Below are 18,331 nucleotides of genomic sequence, written 5' to 3'. Positions count from 1 at the left end.
CACTCCCTGATTGGGTCATGGACAAGGAACCAGACAGCGGTGCGCTGATCGCCCTGCCGGCTGCCGAGTTCGAAGCCCTGCTGGAGCGCGCGGCGGAGACGGGGGCGCGGCGCGCCCTGCATGAGGTTGGCCTTGATGGCCAGGATGCCGCAGAGGACATCCGCGACCTGCGATCGCTGCTCGCGGGATTTCGGCTAGCCAAGCGCACGGCCGTCCAGACCACCGTCCGGCTGATTACCTCCGGCATCCTGCTCGCCCTGATGGCCGGCATCGCCATCAAGCTGAAGCTGTTTGGCAACGGCCCCTGACCGCCGCCACCGATCCCAAACCCACCAACCCGCCGTTCGGCGGGTTTTTTTGTGCCCGGAGACCACCCATGACGACGAGTTACTTCAATCACTGGCGCGACGTGCCCGAGCGCTCGTGGCGCTGGAAGAATTTCTCCCCTGCTGAGATCGCCTGCCGGGGCAGCGGCTCCCTGCGGATCAACGAGGAGGCGCTCGACAAGCTCCAGGCGCTGCGCGACAGGCTTGGCAAGCCGCTCATCGTCCGTTCGGCCTACCGCAGTCCGGCACACAACCGCGCCGTCGGCGGCGCGCCGCGCTCGAAGCACATGGATGGCGCGGCTTTCGACATCGCCATGGCGAATCACGACCCGGTCGCCTTCGAGGAGGCGGCGCGGGCGGTCGGCTTCCTCGGATTCGGCTTCTACCCGCGCTCGGGGTTCATCCACATCGATCTCGGTCCGGCGCGGCAGTGGGGAGAACGTTTCCCGGTGCGAGCGACGGCGTTCGCCGCCGAAGCGCCGCCCGTGCGGGAGGTGCTGGCGGAGAGCCGCACGATGAAAGGCAGCGGCGCCGCAGGTGTGGCGACGATTGGCGCCGCGGGCGTCGAGGTGGCGCAGAACGTCCTGGCCGAGACCCAGTCCGCCATTCTGCCGCTCGTGCCCTACCTCGACACGCTACGCTGGGTGTTCATCGCCGTGGCGCTCGCCGGCGTCGCTGTCGCGATCTATGCCCGCATCGACGACTGGAAGAGGGGGCGGCGATGATCTCCGCGCTCCTGACCGGGATTGCCGCCAGCCCATGGGCCCGTGCCGCGCTGCGGTACGGCGTGCTCGCCTTCACCGTCATCCTGTTCCTGCTGTCGATCCGCCGCGCCGGCGAGCGCGCCGGGCGGCTGGCGGAACGCCTCGAAACCATGGAGAAGGCCAATGACGTGCAGCGCCGGATGTTGGACGCCGCGGCTCGCCGTCCTCATGATCGCGGCGAGCTTGCTGACCGCCTGCGCGACGGGCGGTTCTGAGCCGCGCGTCGTCACCTTCTGTCCGCCCGTGGTCGAGTACAGCCGCACGTTCCAGGCGCGAGCCGCCGACGAGCTCGATCTGCTGCCAAGCGGGTCCGCCATCGCCGAGATGCTGAGCGACTACGCCGTGATGCGGGATCAGGCGCGGGGGTGTCGCATCTCCCAGTGAAAGACTCTCTCACATTGCCCCTTGAATCTCTAGTTGCTGTAGGAACTATGTTTCGAGGACCTGAGCGAACCAAGGGTCCTTGCCATGTCGTCTGATACACTTGACCATCGCGACCGTCACAACGGCGACATGCATCCGCAGACCGAAGCGGAACCCGCCCGCACTTGCTGCGGCGCGAAGGCAGCCTGCGGCGATGTCGCGCCGGCGCGGCCCGACCCGAACCGGGGGCGCAGTTTCCAGGTCAGTGGTCTCGACTGCGCCGAGGAAGTGGCGATCCTCAACCGGATCGTGGGTCCCGTGGTCGGCGGGGCCGAGCATCTGGCCTTCGATGTCATCAACGGGCGCATGACGGTGCTCGACACGGCCGGCGATGTCTCTGACGACCGTGTCGTCGAGGCGGTCGCCGGCACAGGCATGAGCGCTCGTCCATGGGATGCGGACAATGCCGAGACCGACCGCGCCGTTCATCTGAAGCGTCAGGCGCGGTTCACCGCAGTAAGCGGCGGCTTCTGGGCGGCGGGCTTCCTTTACCATATTTTCGAAACCGGCATGGGTGGCGCGATCGGTCTGTTCTCCGGCCACGGCGAGGCGCCGATGCCGCTGGCCGAGGTGGCGTTGTTCGCCCTCGCGATCCTCTTCGGCGTCTGGCTGGTCGCGCCCAAGGCACGGTCCTCAGCTCGGCGTCTTTCCCCTGACATGAACCTCTTGATGGTCGTCGCCGTCGCCGGCGCGGTCGGGCTCGGCGAGTTCTTCGAGGCGGCGACCGTGGCCTTCTTCTTCGCGCTCTCGCTCTATCTCGAAAGCTGGAGCGTGGGGCGTGCGCGCAATGCCGTCGCGGCGCTGCTCGATCTCGCCCCGCCCACGGCGCGGGTGATCCGCGACGACAGGACCGAGGCGGTCGTGCCAGCCGAACGGGTTGCCGTGGGCGACCGATTTGTCGTGCGCGGTGGCGATCGCATCCCACTCGACGGCGAGGTGACGGACGGCACGGGCGCGGTCGATCAGGCGCCGATCACGGGCGAGAGCGCGCTTGTCCCCAAGGAACCGGGCGACGCCGTCTATGCCGGCACGATCAACGGCGAGGGCACGCTGACGGTGCGCGCCACGAAGCCCGCGTCCGACACGGTGCTCGCGAAGATTGTCCGCATGGTGGGCGACGCGCATTCCCGCCGCGCCGAGGTGGAGCAGTGGGTGACGCGGTTTGCCCGTGTCTACACCCCCGCCGTGATGGCGCTGGCGATCGCCATCGCGCTACTGCCGCCGCTCATCGCGGGCGGGGCCTGGGGCTTCTGGTTCTACAACGCGCTGGTGCTTCTGGTCATCGCCTGCCCCTGCGCGCTGGTGATCTCGACGCCGGTCTCCATCGTCGCGGCGCTCACCGCCTCGGCGCGGGCCGGCGTGCTCATCAAGGGCGGCGCCTATGTCGAGGCACCGGCGCGCACCACGGCGCTGGCGCTCGACAAGACCGGCACGATCACGGAAGGCAAGCCCGAGGTGGCCGCCGTGCATCCGCTCGGCGGCACGTCGGAGGCCGATCTGCTCGCCGTCGCTGCATCGCTCGAGGCGCGCTCCTCGCACCCGCTGGCGCACGCCATTCTGGACCGCGCCGGTCCGCAATTGACCGCCGCCGAAGATACCCGCACTGTGCCGGGCCGCGGCCTCGAAGGCCGGTTCCGGGGCCGTGCGGTCTGGCTTGGCTCCGACCGATTCGCCGCCGAGAAAGGGTTTGCCGAAGCGATCCCCGCTGACCTGCGCGAGCGGATCGAGGGCGCCGGCGCGACCATGGTCGTGGTGGGCGATGACGGCGGGGTGCTCGGCGTGCTCGAACTGCGCGATCGCATTCGCCCTGACGCCAAGGGCATCGTAACGCGACTGCACGCCCAGGGCGTTAAGACCATCGTTATGCTGACCGGTGACAACGAACGCACTGCGCGCGCGGTCGCCGCCGAGGTCGGTATCGACGAGGTGCGCGCCGAGCTTCTGCCCGAGGACAAGGTCGCGGCGATCGAGGAATTGGTCGCGTCGCACGACATGGTGGCTATGATCGGCGACGGGGTGAACGACGCCCCCGCCATGGCGCGGGCGCATTATGGCGTCGCCATGGGTGCGGTCGGCTCGGACGCAGCCATCGAGACGGCGGACATCGCGCTGATGACCGATGACATCGGGAAGGTTCCCTGGCTCATCGGCCATTCGCGCCGCACGATCGGCATCATCCGCCAGAACATCGGACTCTCGCTGGCGACGAAGGCGCTCTTCGTTGGGCTGACTGCTTTCGGCATGGCCTCGATGTGGGGCGCGATCGCCGCCGACGTGGGCGTGTCGCTGCTCGTCGTGGCCAATGCCCTGCGCTTGCTGAACGCAGCCGACCCGGATGCCCCGCCTCCCGTAGGGGGCGAAGGCATTGGCGACCGCGTGGCCGCAGGAGCGCTTGCCCACGGCCATTGATTCGCGCGACGGGGTCGCTCAGGCGTGGGCGCCGAAGGCACGCACACGCGCGCCGACCACGACGCCCAGCCATACCGAGAAGATCAGCAACGGCAGCACCAGATCGCCGACCCGGGCGTAGAGCGTCCGGGGCAATCCGGGTGGCAGTTCGGCGTCGATGATGCCGGCGCGATCGAGATCGAGCCGTCGAATCACGTCCCCGTGCGCGTTGATAACCGCGGAGATGCCTGTATTTGCCGCTCGGATCACTGGCAGTCCTTCCTCCACCGCCCGCATCCGCGCCGCGGTGAGATGTTGTTCGGGACCAAAGGTGGTGCCGAACCAGGCGTCGTTGGTGGCGTTGAAGATCCAGTCGGGCCGGTACACCCCGTCGATCACATGGCCAGGAAAGATGATCTCGTAGCAAATGGCCGGGGCGACCGGCGGTACTCCGGACAATGCCAGCGTGCGCGGTCCGGATCCCGGTGAGAAGTCACCTAGACTTTCGACCATGCGGGGCAGCGGCAGCCAATCACGTAGGGGCACGTATTCGCCGAAAGGGACGAGATGGTTCTTGGAATAGCCGGTCAGGACTTCGCCGCGCCGATCATAGGCCTGGATCGTATTGAAGTACCGCGTGCCGCCCTCATCCTCGACCCGGTCTGGCGCGCCGGTCAACACCACGGCGTCCTCAGGCAGGTTATCGGCGATGCGCGCCCGCGCCGCGGCATCCTCGTCCAGAAAACCCGGAAAAGCAGTCTCGGGCCAGAGAAGCACGTCGAAACGGCCGGGCCGCGTCGACAGTCGAAGATAGGTCTCAAGCGTCCGCTCGCGGCTGCCGGGCGCCCATTTCTCGGATTGTGGGATGTTTCCCTGCACGATGCGCAGGGAAATGCCCGTGGACGACGGCGTGGGTCCGCTCAGCCGCGCCGTGCCTGCCGCCCAGATTGCCAGCGGCAGAACGAAGGCGGCGACGAACGCGCCGCGACGGGCGCGCCCGTCAGAATGACAAGAAAGCTCAGCCCATAGCTTCCCAACCAGGCTGCCGGCTGACGCAATGCGTCGAAGTCCGCGGCTGCGTAGCCCGGCAGGTTCCAGGGAAATCCCGTCAGCAAATGGCCGCGCAGCCATTCCGCGCCGGTCCAGGCTGTGGTCAGCAGCAGCGCGGCAGGAAGGCCGGCGCCGACATGCCGTGACAGGCGCGCGAACACGGCGGCGGCGAGTGCAGGAAACACCGCAAGGCCGGTCGAGAGCGCGGCGACGGCGGGAAGCGCCAGCGCGCCGAAGCGCTCCGCATCCACATAAAAGCTCTCGGCGATCCATGAGAGGCCCAGACCGAAACTGCCGAGGCCAAAGGCAAATCCCACCAGGACGGCCCGGCGCGGCCGAAGGCCCGCGAGACAGGCGAATAGGGTCGACCAGGCGATCGGAACCAGGGCGAGCAGGGAAAAAGGTGGCAGGGTCAGGACGGACGCCGCCCCGGCCCCAAACGCAAGGGCGAGCCTTGCGGCAAGACCGGCCGGCTTCGGCCTGGAGAGGTCGGCGGCCGACACCGAGGCTCAGGTCCGGCCGTGCCGGAGACGCGCTTCGAGCGGACCCACGATGAGAAGTGCCGCGACCCCGCAGAAGATGAAGGTATCCGCGAGGTTGAAGGCCGGCCAGTGCCAAGCGCCCACGTAAAAATCGAGAAAGTCCGTGACCGCGCCGCGACGCAGTCGGTCGACGACATTGCCGAGCGCACCGCCTATGACCAGCCCGCAGCCCGCCGCTTCGATCCGGTTCCGGGTGCGCAGCATCACCGCCATGAGCCAGCAGCAGATCAACAGCGCGAGCGCAACCAGCAGCCATGGCGCCGACCCACCGAACATGCCGAAGCTCACGCCGTCGTTGCGCAGAAAGACGAGGTTGAAACCGGGGAAGACCGGTACGCCGGCTGACAGCTTGTCTGCCGAGAGCACGACAAGTACCTTGCTGAGCTGGTCGATCGCCAGGGCGACAGTCGCTGCAAAAAGTCCAACGCCCGTGGTTCGTCTGAAATGCCTCAAGGTTGTCACTATCCGGGATAGCTCGCGAAGATCTCGGTCGTGCCGTCGTTCCGGATCAGGAACACGTCATACGCTTCGGTCCTGCGCCCCTGATCCATGCCCGGAGATCCGAGTGGCATATCGGGAACGGCGAGGCCGAGGGCATCGGGGCGCTCCTTCAGCAGGCGGCGGATGTCGGCGGCGGGCACGTGGCCTTCGACGATGTAGCCCTCGATCTCCGCTGTATGGCAGGAGACCATGCGCTGCGGCACGCCGTTGTCGAGCTTGTAACGGACGAGCAGCCCGGCGAACATGTTCTCGTCCGTGGGCGCAAAGCCGCTCTCCTCAAGATGATCCATCCAAGCAAGACAGCAGCCGCAGCCATTGGTCTTGCGAACATGGATCGGGGTCGCCTCCGCCAGGGCCTGAGCTGCGGGCGCGAGGACGAGTGTGGCGGCCAGTAGCGCTGCAAACGGTTGCATGCGGTCAGATCCTTTCATTCGGTGGATTTGCCGGCCCGACGGCCAAGAGGTCCTGGAGGCGGGCGCGGGCCTCTTGCAGGCGGCGTCCCGCATCTTCGTCGTGCGCCGCGGTCTGTGCTGCTCCAGCGAGCCAGTCGTCAGAGAGGGGATCGGTCGGGCGGCCATCCATGAGGACCTCGTAGTGGAGGTTCGGCCCAGTGGCGGTGCCGGTCGCGCCGACATTCCCGATCAGGTCGCCGGCCGCGACCCGCTGGCCTGCGGCGAGGCCCTCCGGCACCGCGCTCAGATGCGCGTAGCGAGTCACCGTGTCCGAACCGTGGACGATTTCCACCGTGCGGCCGTAGCCGCTGCGCCAGCCTACATAAGCGATGCGGCCCGGCGCCGTGGCGTGGACCGGCGTGCCGCGTGCGGCGGCGAAATCGACGCCCGTGTGCATGCGGACATCACCGTAGACCGGGTGCCGACGGCGCCCGAAGACTGAGCTCAGCTGCGCGCCCTCAACCGGTTGGGCGAAGACGCGCATCACTTCTCCGTCACGATAAATCGTGGCGCGGCCCGACCCGTCCTCGGGCCAGATGACTTCATAGAGCACGTCGCCGAGATCGAGTGCCGCAAAGGTGATCTCGGGCTGGCCCACAATTTCGTCGTCCACGCGGGCTTCGCGCCAGAGCAAGCGCAGCGTCTCGCCCCCACTCAGGTCGCGCCGGAAGTCGACGTTGCCACCCAGCATCTGCGCCAGATCGACCGCGAAGCGTGCCGGAATATCTGCGCTGTCGAGTGCGGTGAAGAGCGAGGTCTCGATGACCGCCTCGCCGACTCGAGGCACGAGTTCGGGCTCGGGTGTGAGGACGCGGGTTGTCAGCCTTTCACCGAATACCGCTTCGATGACCACGCCGTCATCCACTTCCAGCAGCACACGACGAGGCACGCCGTCCGATGTGGTCACCACGGTGACGGCATGACCGGGCTGTAACCGCCGCAGGTCGTATTCCGCCCCGAGCGCCAACGCCACTTCGACGCGGTCGGATGTAGCGAGCCCGGCGTCGGCGAGCACCGCATCAAGCGTCTCACCAGAAGCGATATCCCGAGACCATGTGGTTAGTTGTCGTTCGGCCGACGGCGGGGGCGCACTGGACGTCACGGCAGTGGCAAGTTCCTGAGCTGCCACGAGCGGAGCCGGGCCTTGGCGCTGCTTAGACAGGCGTAGTCTGCGTGCATCGACTTGCACCGGCCGGGCAAAGAGGTCTGGTGTCCAAAGTGTGGTTTCGGCAAGACCGGGTGAGGCAGAATCCTGAGCAAGCGAACTGAATGCCGTGACAACTGTCACCGCAAGGCAACCCATCACCCCCGTACTTGCGAGCCGACACCTCAGCTTCATGAAGCCCCCCGAGCCTCTTCATTCATTGCGCGGCGGATTTTGGGCACCGCGATCTCCCTTGGTTCGTGATAGTCGATCGTGCTGACGAAGCGCCCGTCCGCGTCGAACAGGAACACGCTTGCCGTGTGATTCATCGTGTAGTCGCCGCCCTGGGTCGGCACCCGTTCATAGTGGGCGCGGAAACCTTCCGCCGCGCGGGCGATCTGTGCCTCCGGCCCGGTCCAGCCGCGGATCGCGGGGTGGAAATAGCCGACATACTCCGCCATAGCCTCCGCCGTATCGCGCTCCGGATCGACCGTGATGAAGACCACATTCAGCCGCTCCGCGTCCTCGCCCAATGCGTCGAGCCAGCCTGTGATGTCGGACAGCGTAGTGGGACAGACGTCAGGGCAGTAAGTGAAACCGAAGAACACCATGGAGGCTCTCCCGATCAGTGTCTCCGGCCCCACCGGTTGTCCGTCGTGGTCGGTCAGACGGAAATCCATCGACGGCAGTGCCAGGGGACGTTGCCCGATAGGTTCGGGCGCGCCGGGGCCATCCACCTGCCACCAGCCGGCGAAGAGCGTCAGGCCGAGCGCGCCCAGCCCCGCTGCGCCGTAGCCCAGAAGCGCGCGACGCCGCATCAACCCTCCGGCCCGCGCGCGCCCAGCCCCAGTATCGGCACCTCGACCACCACCTCGCCTCCGTCAGAGAAGGTGAGCGTCAGGGGGAACGACTCGCCTTCGTTCATCGGCTCTTGCAACCGCATCAGCATCGCGTGCAGGCCGCCGGGCGCCAGCGCGACGCTCTCGCCCGGCACGATTGTGATTTCGCCCGCCGGCGCCATGGTGCTGACGCCCTTATCGTTCGTAGCTGTGCGGTGGATCTCGGGCATCATGGCGATAGGCGTCGTGATGCCGGTCAACGTCACGGCCTCGTTACCCGTGTTGCGGAGCGTCATGTAAGCGGCACCGGGGCGGCTGGTGCCGATCGACGCGCGCGCCCATGCGCCTTCGACCACGACATCCTCAGATCCGGCAAACGCGGACCCGAGACCTCCGAGCGCGACGTTGAAAGCCGCCAGCGCAGCTAAAATCATTCGGTTCATCTCATATCCTCAGCCTTAGTGTTTTCGTCGCTCAGGATCCGGCTGCTGCGACCTCTTCGGCCACAAGTGTCCGCAGTTCGGCCTCGCCGAACGGGTCGAGGAGCCGACCGTTGACGAAGAACGTGGGCGTTCCGCGCACGCCCATGGTTTCGACGTCGGCGCGGTCCTGGTTAAGAATCGCCACGACATCAGGCGCGAGCATCTGCGTTCGCGCGGCCTCGACATCGAGCCCTGCGCTGCCGGCGATCTGAAGGATCCGCCCCGGTTCCGGCGCACCATGTGACGCCCACCGTGGCTGTTCGCGCAGAATGGCCTCGAGCACCGGCTCGTAGACGTCCTGCATACGCGCGGCCTCAAGAACCCTGATCGACTCTTCGGACGCCGCTCCATGGAACGGCGTGTAGCGGAGCACGACCCGCACCGCGTCGCCATGCTCGGCCATGATGTCCTTAACCACCGGGTAGAAGGCGCGGCACGCTTCGCAGGCCGGATCGAAGAACTCGACGATGGTCACGGGTGCCTCTTCCGGCCCCAAGATCGGCGAATAGGCCCGCACCAAAGCCTCCGCATGCTCCGGTGCAGCCGATGCGGTCGCGGTGACCGGCGCGGGACGGGTCACATACCAAGTCGCGACGGCGAAGACCGAGAGGCCGAGAGCGAGAAGGGAAAGGATGAGCGGTTTGCGAGTCATGATCGGATTTCCTTCAGGGATGCAGCCGACAAGGCCCCGACGAGCGCAAAGGCGATGACTGACAGAAGCGGAATCGGCACGCTGAAAATAACCTGATTGACGTCTGTACAGGAGGGGCCGGTGGCGGTGCAGGGCTGGATCGGTTCGGGGATGACGCCGACATAAAGTCCTAGATGCCAGAGAGCGACAGCGCCGCCGCCAAAGCTCAGCGCCACCCCGTAACGCCCCGCCCGCCGGTCCTGCCACCACAGGCCGAACCCGAGAACGATGACCAGCGGAAACATGAAGGCGCGTTGGTACCAGCACAGAATGCAGGGCTCCTGGCCTAGTACCTCACCGATGAAAAGCACCGAAAGCGACGAGGCCAGCGCGACAATCCATGCGGCGGCCAGCGCCATTTCTCCTGAAAGCCTGCCCATCATTCAGCAACCCACTCTCTCAGGTCAGCTAGAATTTCCTCGGCGCGCGTGCCGTATTGCCAAGAGGCTGCGTAGCCGCCCGACGGGTCGAAGAGGAAAAGCTGCGAGGAGTGGCCCATCGTGTACCCGTCTGGCGCCGCAGCCTCCTCTATTTTTTCGTAGTAAATGTGGAAGCTGTCCGCCGTTTGCCCGATTTGCTCCGGTGTGCCGGTTAGACCAATGATGCCTGCGTCGAAGCGTGGCACGAAATCCGCCAACGCCTCGGGCGTGTCGCGCTCGGGATCGATTGAGATGAAGAGCGGCTGGATCCGAGATGCGTTTTCGCCTAACCCGTCCATCACCGCAGCAACTTCTGCCAGCGTCGTCGGGCAGATGTCGGGACAGTTCGTGAAGCCGAAGAACACCAGCAGCCATCGGCCAGCGAAATCTTCGTCGGTCCGGACTGTGTCCTGATGATCGGTCAGCTCGAAATCGGCCCGGAAAGCGGGCTCCTGCGCCTGCCGCGTGGAATCGCCGCGGTAGTCGGCCCAGAGCAAAAGCGATCCGAATGCGATGGCTCCTGCGCCTGCCAGTGCCCAAAGGCCCTTCTGTAACAGGGTAAGTTTCAACGTGTGTGCCTGTAATGTGATCGTGTTTACTGGCGTGCTTACATCCTATAGCTACTGGAGGTTCAAGCCAATTTTCCGCCGTTCGGGTTCAGCGGCCCTGACCTGTGCACGATGTCGCAGTCTTGCCCTCCGGCTCCTAAAAACCTACAAAAGCTGTATGTTTCAGGAGGATCCATGCTGACGATCGGCACGCTAGCGCAGAAGACCGGAACCAAGGTTCAGACCGTCCGGTACTATGAACAGATCGGATTGATGCCGGACCCGGGCCGCACCGAAGGCGGACAGCGCCGCTATGGCGATGCCGATCTCGACCGGCTGTCCTTCATCCGGCATGCTCGGCAGTTGGGGTTCACGCTGGCGGCGATCCGCGAGCTTCTCGATCTGTCGGACCATCCGAACCGGCCATGCCATGAGGCCGACGCCATCGCCCGGCGGCAGTTGAAGCAGGTCGAGCAACGGCTTGCCCGATTGGAAGCACTGCGCGCCGAACTGAAACGTATGGTGCATGACTGCGCTGGCGGCCGAACGGCAGACTGCCGCGTGCTGGAGGTGCTGCGCGACCATTCCGAGTGCCTGACCGACCATAGCGAGATCGGCGCCTGAGGTGCCGGCCGCACTTGCCTATCCACTGGCCGCTCTGGCCGAGATCGCAGGATGCTTCGCCATCTGGGCCTGGTGGCGCCTCGGAGCATCGGCCCTGTGGCTCGCCCCCGGGCTCGTCTCGCTCGCGGCCTTCGGGTGGTTCCTCGCCCAAGTAGAGACAATCGTAGCGGGACGCGCATTCGCCGCATATGGCGGCGTGTATATTGCTGCTTCGGTTCTATGGATGTGGCTGGCCGAAGGGCAAAGGCCGGACAGGTGGGACCTGATCGGCATAGCTGTCTGCCTCCTTGGTGCGGCAATTATTCTAGCCGCTCCGCGGAGCGGCTGAGGCAAGGGGCTTGAACCTATTATCGCTGTAGCAATTACGCGGGTGCGTAACAGAAGCGTCGGAGACTATCTCATGCCTCATGACCATAGCCACGCCCATATAGACCCGCAATCAGGCGACCGACGCGTGTCGATTGCTATCTGGGCCAACGCTCTGTTGACTGTCGCCCAGATCATCGGCGGAATCCTGTCCGGCAGCCTCGCGCTGATCGCGGATGCGCTGCACAACTTGTCCGACATGGCGTCCCTCGTGATCGCTTTCGCGGCACGGAAGATTTCGCGGCGGCCGGCGGACGAAAGAATGACCTTCGGCTACGGCCGGACCGAGATCGTGGCCGCCCTGATTAATTACACCACGCTGATCCTTATCGGCTTCTACCTGATCTACGAGGGCGGTATGCGGATGATCGACCCGCCCGAGGTCGCCGGCTGGACGGTCGTCATACTGGGCGGCGTGGCGCTCCTTGTGGACACGCTGACGGCATTGCTGACGTATTCGATGCAGAAAGGCAGCGTGAACATTCGCGCGCTCTTTCTTCACAATCTGTCCGACGCGCTCGCTTCGGTTGCTGTAATCGTCGGCGGTGCGCTCATTATCCTCTACGATATGCGCTGGGTCGATCCGGCTATAACGATCGGGATCGCGCTCTACATTCTCTACCTTGCCTTCACCGAGATTGGCGGTCCGATCAGGACGCTGATGCTAGGTAGCCCGGCCGACATCAACAGCGACGCCGTCATCAACGCGATGCGGAACATCGACGGCGTCTGGGACGTTCATCACGTGCATCTCTGGCAGATGCAGGAGCACGAGGCAGCGCTCGACTGCCATGTGGTCGTCACGGCGGACGGCTGGACCCGGCTCGAGGAGATCAAGGTCGCGATCAAGGAGCGGCTGAAGAACGAATTCGGCATCGGCCATTCCAGCCTTGAGTTCGAGCACACCGATCACGCACATGAAAGTGCCGAACTCTACGGTCATGGCAGTTGCGCCGGAAAGGAGAGAGAGCGTGTTCATCGGGACACTGAGACCCGATGACATCGGTGTGGAGATTGTGTGAGACGGCAACCAGACAACCCGCTTAGAGGGGGGCCTCTCGGGCGCTTTGGCTCAGTTGGCGCTGCTACCGCTTCTATGAGATCAACGACACAGGACACAGGTGCATTCTCAGTGTCCGGCCCGAAAAGAATTGAGTGATTTCAGTCCGTTGTGATTCCGGTGTTGTGGGCAACAACCGATGGAGCCGCAAGATGTGGACCGAAATCCCTCGGCCGAAGTATGAGCGCAGCGACCTGCGCTACGCAACCGACGTGACCGATGCGGAGTGGGCGCTGATCGCGCCGCATCTGCCGGAGCCGCGCGCGCTGGGACGGCCGCGCGAGACCGAGCTGCGCGAGGTGGTCAATGCGATCTTTTACATGCTGCGGGCTGGCTGTGCGTGGCGGCTCATCCCGCGGGAGTTCCCGCCGCGCTCGACGGTGCAGCGCTACTTCTACGCCTGGCGCGACGATGGCACTTGGCAGACGATCAACCATCTTCTGGTCATGGCCGCACGACAGGCCGACGGCCGCGACGCCAGCCCGAGCACCGGCGTCATCGACAGCCAGTCGGTCAAGACTACCGAGAGTGGTGGTCTTCGGGGCTTCGATGCCGGCAAGAAGGTGAAGGGACGCAAGCGCCACATCCTCACCGACACTGGCGGGCTGCTGGTCGCCGGCGTCATCCACAGCGCCGGCGTCCAGGACCGCGACGGCGCACCCAACCTGCTCGCCGGCGTCCGAACCGCCTTCCCTTGGTTGCGTCATGTCTTTGCCGATGCTGCCTATGGCGGCGCCAAGCTGGCCGGCACACTCGATCGCCTCGGGCGATGGACACTCGAGATCGTCAGGCGCAGCGACACCGCAAACGGCTTCGAGGTTCTGCCCCGTCGATGGGTCGTCGAGCGCACGCTCGCCTGGCTCAACCGCAACCGCCGACTGGCAAAGGACTTCGAGAACGCCGTCACAACCGCCGAAGCATGGCTCTATCTCGCCAGCGTCCAACTCCTCGTCAGGCGGATCGCAAGAACCTGAAATCCCGCAAAACATTCCGAGTCAGACACTCAGAGAACGTTGGACCGTAGTCCCTCTCCCTCCGCCATGCACCCCCAACACCTGTCTCCGAACAGGGCGTTGGGCGGCAATCGCCCGGAACAGGGCGGCTATTTCGACCCAATCCTCTTCCGATGTCGTCTGCGGTTGTGCTGGGGGAGCGCGATCAGGCGAGCCTGTGAAGCGGGTCTCTGCCGGTCGGCGCGACGGGCATTGTCAGACTAAACAGCCTTGAGCGGGCAGGTGGGGTCTCCTAGCCTTTCGAGATGAAAAATCCCTTCCGGTATTTCAACAGTTCTCCTGAGGTTATCCGCCTGGCGGTGCTGATGTACGTCCGCTATCCGCTGTCACTGCGACAGGTTGAGGATATCCTGCATGAGCGTGGCATCGATATCTGCCATGAGACAGTGCGGTTCTGGTGGAACCGGTTCGGTCCGATGTTTGCCGCGGAGATCCGGAAACGGCCTATCCAGCACCGGAATTATTCGCAGTGGCGCTGGCACCTGGACGAAGTATTCGTGCGGATTAACGGCAAGACGCATTACCTCTGGCGCGCGGTTGATCAAGAAGGAGAGGTGCTTGAGGTTTTCGCGACGAAACGGCGGGATCGCAAGGCTGCGCTGCGGTTTCTGAAGCGTGCGATGAAGCGCTATGGCCGGCCACATGCGATCGTGACGGACCGGCTTCGGTCGTACCGGGCGGCGATGAGCGTGATCGGCAACGCCGCCGACCAGATCTGCGGCCGTTGGCTCAACAACAGAGCTGAAAATTCACACCAGCCATTCCGAAGACGGGAAGGGGCCATGTCCCGGTTCAGGGACATCAAGACCTTGCAGAAGTTCGCATCGGCCCACGCCTCTATCCACAATCACTTCAACCTGGACCGTCATCAGATCCGCCGTAGTACCTTCAGGAAGAACCGCAACCTAGCGGTGGCGGAATGGCGCCTGCTGGCGGCCTGATGCCGCCGGCGGTGGGCAATTCGCAGACCGGTTCGCATTAGACTAGCAGCACCTCCGCTTTAGCCTCGAACTCGGAAGTAAATTCGAATGGTCATTCAGGTCGATTCTTAGCCAAACTCTGCCGATTTTGAGTTCGATGCCAACTTTAGGCCTGACCAATGCGGACACTCGGTGTCGATAGACAGCTGCTCCGTTGAAGCATAGGGTCTCACTCTAACGAGTATCCCGGATGCGACAGTTTCCATGGTCGAAGAACGTGTTCAGCGTCGCCTTGCCGCGATCATCTCTGCCGATGTTGTCGGCTACTCGGCGATGATGGGGCGTGACGAGACGGGGACGCTGGCGCGCCTCAAAGCCCTGCGTACCAATTTCCTGCACCCAAAGATCGCTGAGTATGGCGGCCGCATCGTCAAGACGACGGGTGACGGTACGCTGATCGAGTTCAGCAGCGCCGTTGACGCCGTTTCGTACGCCGTAGACGTCCAGCGGGCCATGGCGGAGCGGAACGCAGGCGTGTCGGAGGACCGGCGAATGCGGTTGCGTCTTGGCATCAACCTCGGAGACGTCATTATCGACGGCGACGACATATTCGGGGACGGCGTGAACATCGCCGCTCGCCTTGAGGCACTGGCGGATCCCGACGGCATCTGCATCTCCGGAACCGTGTTCGAACATGTCCGCAACAAGCTCGATGCCGAGTTCGAGGATCTCGGCGAACAACAGGTCAAAAATATCGATAGGCCTGTCCGCACCTACAGGGTGCGGCTTGACGCTCCGGCCGATTTACCAGACACCAATGCGCTTAACGGAACGAAGCGGGCCATGCGGCCCGGAATCGCTGTCCTGTCGTTCTCCAATATGTCGGGCGATCCGAAGCAGGACTATTTCGCCGACGGCATGGTCGAGGAGATCATCACCAGCCTCGCGCGCATCCGCTGGTTGACAGTGATCGCGCGCAATTCGACGTTCGCTTACAAGGGAACTTTCCCCGACGTTCGCAAGGTGGGGCGGGATCTGAACGTGCGTTATGTGCTCGAAGGCAGTGTGCGCAAGGCCGGCGATCGCGTTCGGATCACTGCCCAGCTCATCGAGGCCGAAACCGGCGGACATCTCTGGGCGGACCGCTTCGACGGTACACTTGCCGACATATTTGATCTTCAGGATCAGATTACAGCCGGCGTTGTCGCGGCGATTGAGCCCTCGGTACAACAGGCGGAGATAGAGCGAGCGAAGCGGAAGCGCACGGACAACCTCGACGCGTACGACCTTTATCTGCGCGCGCTTGATCAGGCTTACACCTTCTCTCAAACCGGGCGAACGGAAGCTCTGGCGTTTCTCGACGCTGCGGTAGTACTTGATCCCGGGTACGCTGAAGCACATGGACTCGCCGCTTGGTGCTTGCAACAACGATACCTTTGGGGAGCCCGGGCCCCCGAAGATAAGGAAGGGGCTCTCCGCCACGCCGAAGCGGTCGCATCTGCCAGGACCGACGACGCAGCTGCGCTAGCGTTTGCCGCATTCGCGATCGGCGCGCTCGACGGTAGACATGACGCCGCGTTGCTAATGGTGAATCGGTCTCTGATGCAGAATCCGAGTTGCGTTGTCGCCCGCAACGTTGGAGCGGTCCTCGAAATGATGCATGGCAACCTAGAAGGCAGCGAAGGTCACGCCAGCCAATCCTTGCGACTCAGCCCGTTTGATCCATTACGCTACATCGCGAAGGGCGCCGCTGCCGCAGCGCGATTGTCGGCTGGCGACAATGAAGCGGCCCGCACGCAGGCGCGTCAGGCGCTAGAAGCGAACCCTAACTTTGGCCCTGCACTTGTCGTTCTGATCCTCTCTCTGGTCCGTCTGGGAAGTGACATAGAAGCGAGAGCGACGATGCGTGGATTGCTCAAGGTGGCCCCGGAAATCCGAGTTGCGACGCTACGAGAGCGATTTCTCTTTGCTGACGCTATCGGGTACGACCGCATTATCACGGATCTGCGCTCCGTCGGCTTGCCCGATTAGCATTGCCAACACCGAAATGAGGCCGCGAAGGATGTCGGTGGCCACGAATAGGTGGCGTTCAAGTTTTTCGAGGGTTAGCTCGGCCACTACAGCGGGCGGCGGACCCCTCGGCCGGTTCGCGCTTGCGTTTCTAGCTGCGTGAATGCCGCGTGTTGAAAGGCAAGTTCGACCGGATCGTTTCGGTTGGCATGTTCGAACACATTGGCGAGAAAAATTATGGCAAATTCCTCGACCACATTCGCGCTCTGCCAAGTGAAAACGGTATCGTGTTGATCCATACAGTTGCCTATTCCGATGTACCAGCACCGACTAATCCTTTCATTCGCAAGGGCGTTGTCAGACTAAATCGGCTTAAGCCTGACAGGGTCGTCGCGTAGCCTTGGCGGATGAGAAACCCCTTCCGCGATTTCGGCTTGTCGCCTGAGGTTCTCCGCCCGACGGTGATGCTGTACATCCGCTATCCTCTGTCATTGGGGCGGGTAAAGGATTTCCTGCATGAGCGTGGCATTGATATTTGTCATGAGACAGTGCGGTTCTGGTGGAGCAGGTTCGGCCCGATGTTCGCGGTGGAGATCCGGAAACAGCCATCCAGCACCGGAACCATTCAACCTAGCGCTGGCACCTTGATGAAGTATTTGTCCGGATAAACGGCATAGATCATTATCGCTGGCACACGGTCGACCACGAAGGCGAGGTGCTCGAGGTTTTCGCGACAAGACAGCGGGATTGCAGATCTGCGCTGCAGTTTCTGGAGCGTGCTTTGAAGCGCTATGACCGGCCACATGCGATCGTGACGGACCGGCTTCGGTCGTACCGGGCGGCGATGAATGTGATCAGGAATTTACGCATCCAAGTCTGCGTCCGTTGGTTCAACATCAGAGTCGAAAACTCGCACCAGCCGTTCCGAAGACGGGAGAGGGCCATGTCCCGGTTCCGGGACATCAAGACCTTGCAGAAGTTTGCTTTCGCCCACGCTTCGATCTTCAATCAATTCAAGCCCGACCGTCATCTCAACAGCGGTGAAACTTTCAAAAAGACCCGTTCAGCCGTCCTGGCGGAATGGCGTCAGCTGGCGGCTTGATGCCGCCGACGGTGGGCACTTCGGAGACCGGTTCGCATTAGACTGACAGCACCGCCATCCTGTTTCGCGCGTTAATCACGTGCTTTACTGCCAGCACACGCGACAGCGGGGCTGCGGGGTCCATACAGGCGCGAATACATGCGCCGATGCGGGACTCGTCGCCTACTTGTCCGGCGGCGGATACCGGTCGAACATCGGCAGTTCGTGGGCGTGTTCCATCCAGCGAATGCGCTCGGCCACCTGGATGTGAGCCCGGGCCGGTACCACGTCTGGATCGTCGTATGTTGCGCTTTGGACATCGATCATTCCGGGCAATATGACGGAATTGACGTAGAACAGACCGGTGCCGCAATCGCCGCAGAAATGTCGCCGTCCATCCTTCGAGGATCGGTAGACCTTCGCCGTGCCCTTCGTGACCTTGACCGAATCGGTTGGATACATTGTCCAACCGACCATCGGAGCCCCGGCGTGCCGACGGCAGTCCGTGCAATGGCAGAGGGCGTGGACGATGGCTTCGCCCTCGACCGCATATCGGATTGCGCCACAATGGCAACCACCGGTGATCGGCATAGCCCGGCTCATCGAAGAGGTTCATCGCTAGCGTAACTTGGGCGTAGGGTCGACACAAGGTGAGCGAGGCCCGACCGCCCGTTGGATTTGGTCTGCT

The 18,331-nt window shown here is 63.9% G+C and carries 21 protein-coding genes and 2 pseudogenes; 12 read left to right on the top strand and 11 right to left on the bottom strand.

The window, feature by feature from the left end; all coding sequences use genetic code 11:
• Positions 1-17 precede the first annotated feature (17 nt).
• From RIE31_02050 to RIE31_02030, 5 genes are all read left to right on the top strand, one after another.
• Positions 18-308 carry a DUF6127 family protein gene (locus RIE31_02050; GenBank protein MEQ8639383.1) on the top strand — a complete coding sequence of 97 codons (291 nt, stop codon included), beginning with the start codon at positions 18-20 and terminating at the stop codon, positions 306-308.
• A gap of 68 nt (positions 309-376) precedes the next feature.
• A complete protein-coding gene (locus tag RIE31_02045) occupies positions 377-1,051 on the top strand; it encodes a D-Ala-D-Ala carboxypeptidase family metallohydrolase (protein MEQ8639382.1) in 675 nt (224 codons plus the stop codon).
• On the top strand, positions 1,048-1,305 hold the full coding sequence (locus RIE31_02040; GenBank protein ID MEQ8639381.1) for a hypothetical protein: 258 nt from the start codon (positions 1,048-1,050) through the stop codon (positions 1,303-1,305). The genes RIE31_02045 and RIE31_02040 overlap by 4 nt, the downstream gene beginning before the upstream one ends.
• Complete coding sequence (locus RIE31_02035) at positions 1,214-1,474, top strand: hypothetical protein (protein ID MEQ8639380.1); 261 nt, start codon at positions 1,214-1,216, stop codon at positions 1,472-1,474. The genes RIE31_02040 and RIE31_02035 overlap by 92 nt, the downstream gene beginning before the upstream one ends.
• A gap of 267 nt (positions 1,475-1,741) precedes the next feature.
• The gene (locus tag RIE31_02030; GenBank protein MEQ8639379.1) at positions 1,742-3,922 is read left to right on the top strand and encodes a cation-translocating P-type ATPase; all 2,181 of its coding nucleotides are present in this window, start codon (positions 1,742-1,744) and stop codon (positions 3,920-3,922) included.
• A gap of 18 nt (positions 3,923-3,940) precedes the next feature.
• On the opposite strand, the pseudogene lnt reads toward RIE31_02030, so the two are convergent.
• The 9 genes and pseudogenes from lnt to RIE31_01985 all read right to left on the bottom strand — a co-directional run bounded on the left by lnt (position 3,941) and on the right by RIE31_01985 (position 10,590).
• Positions 3,941-5,454 (bottom strand): annotated as a pseudogene (gene lnt, locus RIE31_02025) (apolipoprotein N-acyltransferase).
• Positions 5,455-5,460: 6 nt separating this feature from the next.
• On the bottom strand, positions 5,461-5,946 hold the full coding sequence (gene lspA / locus RIE31_02020) for a signal peptidase II (protein MEQ8639378.1): 486 nt from the start codon (positions 5,944-5,946) through the stop codon (positions 5,461-5,463).
• Between the two features lie 8 nt (positions 5,947-5,954).
• Positions 5,955-6,407: a DUF411 domain-containing protein gene (locus RIE31_02015; GenBank protein MEQ8639377.1), complete on the bottom strand. Its 453-nt coding sequence runs from the start codon at positions 6,405-6,407 to the stop codon at positions 5,955-5,957.
• A 4-nt stretch (positions 6,408-6,411) separates the two neighbouring features.
• A complete protein-coding gene (locus tag RIE31_02010; GenBank protein ID MEQ8639376.1) occupies positions 6,412-7,785 on the bottom strand; it encodes a M23 family metallopeptidase in 1,374 nt (457 codons plus the stop codon).
• Positions 7,782-8,408: an SCO family protein gene (locus RIE31_02005; protein ID MEQ8639375.1), complete on the bottom strand. Its 627-nt coding sequence runs from the start codon at positions 8,406-8,408 to the stop codon at positions 7,782-7,784. Before RIE31_02005 ends, RIE31_02010 begins: the two co-directional genes overlap by 4 nt.
• Entirely contained in the window at positions 8,408-8,872 is a 465-nt protein-coding gene (locus tag RIE31_02000) for a copper chaperone PCu(A)C (protein ID MEQ8639374.1), read from the bottom strand. The genes RIE31_02005 and RIE31_02000 overlap by 1 nt, the downstream gene beginning before the upstream one ends.
• Positions 8,873-8,903: 31 nt before the next feature.
• Positions 8,904-9,563, bottom strand: coding sequence for a thioredoxin domain-containing protein (locus RIE31_01995; protein ID MEQ8639373.1), 660 nt, complete (start codon positions 9,561-9,563; stop codon positions 8,904-8,906).
• Positions 9,560-9,982, bottom strand: coding sequence for a disulfide bond formation protein B (locus RIE31_01990; protein ID MEQ8639372.1), 423 nt, complete (start codon positions 9,980-9,982; stop codon positions 9,560-9,562). Before RIE31_01990 ends, RIE31_01995 begins: the two co-directional genes overlap by 4 nt.
• Positions 9,982-10,590, bottom strand: a complete 609-nt coding sequence (locus tag RIE31_01985) for an SCO family protein (protein ID MEQ8639371.1) — start codon at positions 10,588-10,590, stop codon at positions 9,982-9,984. Before RIE31_01985 ends, RIE31_01990 begins: the two co-directional genes overlap by 1 nt.
• Before the next feature lie 174 nt (positions 10,591-10,764).
• Between RIE31_01985 and RIE31_01980 the strand changes: the two genes are divergently transcribed.
• The 6 genes from RIE31_01980 to RIE31_01955 all read left to right on the top strand — a co-directional run bounded on the left by RIE31_01980 (position 10,765) and on the right by RIE31_01955 (position 16,583).
• Positions 10,765-11,193, top strand: coding sequence for a helix-turn-helix domain-containing protein (locus tag RIE31_01980; GenBank protein MEQ8639370.1), 429 nt, complete (start codon positions 10,765-10,767; stop codon positions 11,191-11,193).
• A 1-nt stretch (position 11,194) separates the two neighbouring features.
• Positions 11,195-11,521, top strand: a complete 327-nt coding sequence (locus tag RIE31_01975; GenBank protein ID MEQ8639369.1) for a YnfA family protein — start codon at positions 11,195-11,197, stop codon at positions 11,519-11,521.
• 72 nt (positions 11,522-11,593) lie between these two features.
• Complete coding sequence (locus RIE31_01970; protein ID MEQ8639368.1) at positions 11,594-12,559, top strand: cation diffusion facilitator family transporter; 966 nt, start codon at positions 11,594-11,596, stop codon at positions 12,557-12,559.
• Positions 12,560-12,771: 212 nt separating this feature from the next.
• Entirely contained in the window at positions 12,772-13,593 is an 822-nt protein-coding gene (locus RIE31_01965) for an IS5 family transposase (protein ID MEQ8639367.1), read from the top strand.
• A 284-nt stretch (positions 13,594-13,877) separates the two neighbouring features.
• Entirely contained in the window at positions 13,878-14,573 is a 696-nt protein-coding gene (locus tag RIE31_01960; GenBank protein ID MEQ8639366.1) for an IS6 family transposase, read from the top strand.
• Positions 14,574-14,816: 243 nt separating this feature from the next.
• Positions 14,817-16,583, top strand: coding sequence for an adenylate/guanylate cyclase domain-containing protein (locus RIE31_01955; protein ID MEQ8639365.1), 1,767 nt, complete (start codon positions 14,817-14,819; stop codon positions 16,581-16,583).
• An 86-nt stretch (positions 16,584-16,669) separates the two neighbouring features.
• Here RIE31_01955 and RIE31_01950 read toward each other — a convergent pair whose 3' ends face one another.
• Positions 16,670-16,861, bottom strand: coding sequence for a hypothetical protein (locus RIE31_01950; protein ID MEQ8639364.1), 192 nt, complete (start codon positions 16,859-16,861; stop codon positions 16,670-16,672).
• A gap of 108 nt (positions 16,862-16,969) precedes the next feature.
• Between RIE31_01950 and RIE31_01945 the strand changes: the two are divergent.
• Positions 16,970-17,664: pseudogene (locus tag RIE31_01945) on the top strand (IS6 family transposase).
• A gap of 162 nt (positions 17,665-17,826) precedes the next feature.
• Here RIE31_01945 and RIE31_01940 read toward each other — a convergent pair.
• Entirely contained in the window at positions 17,827-18,234 is a 408-nt protein-coding gene (locus tag RIE31_01940; protein MEQ8639363.1) for a GFA family protein, read from the bottom strand.
• Positions 18,235-18,331: the final 97 nt, after the last annotated feature.

The sequence above is a fragment of the Alphaproteobacteria bacterium genome (genome assembly GCA_040218575.1).
Taxonomy (GTDB): Bacteria; Pseudomonadota; Alphaproteobacteria; order JAVJRE01; family JAVJRE01; genus JAVJRE01.
Note: the sequence above shows the minus strand (reverse complement) of the source record. Positions and strands in the feature narration are given on the sequence as shown.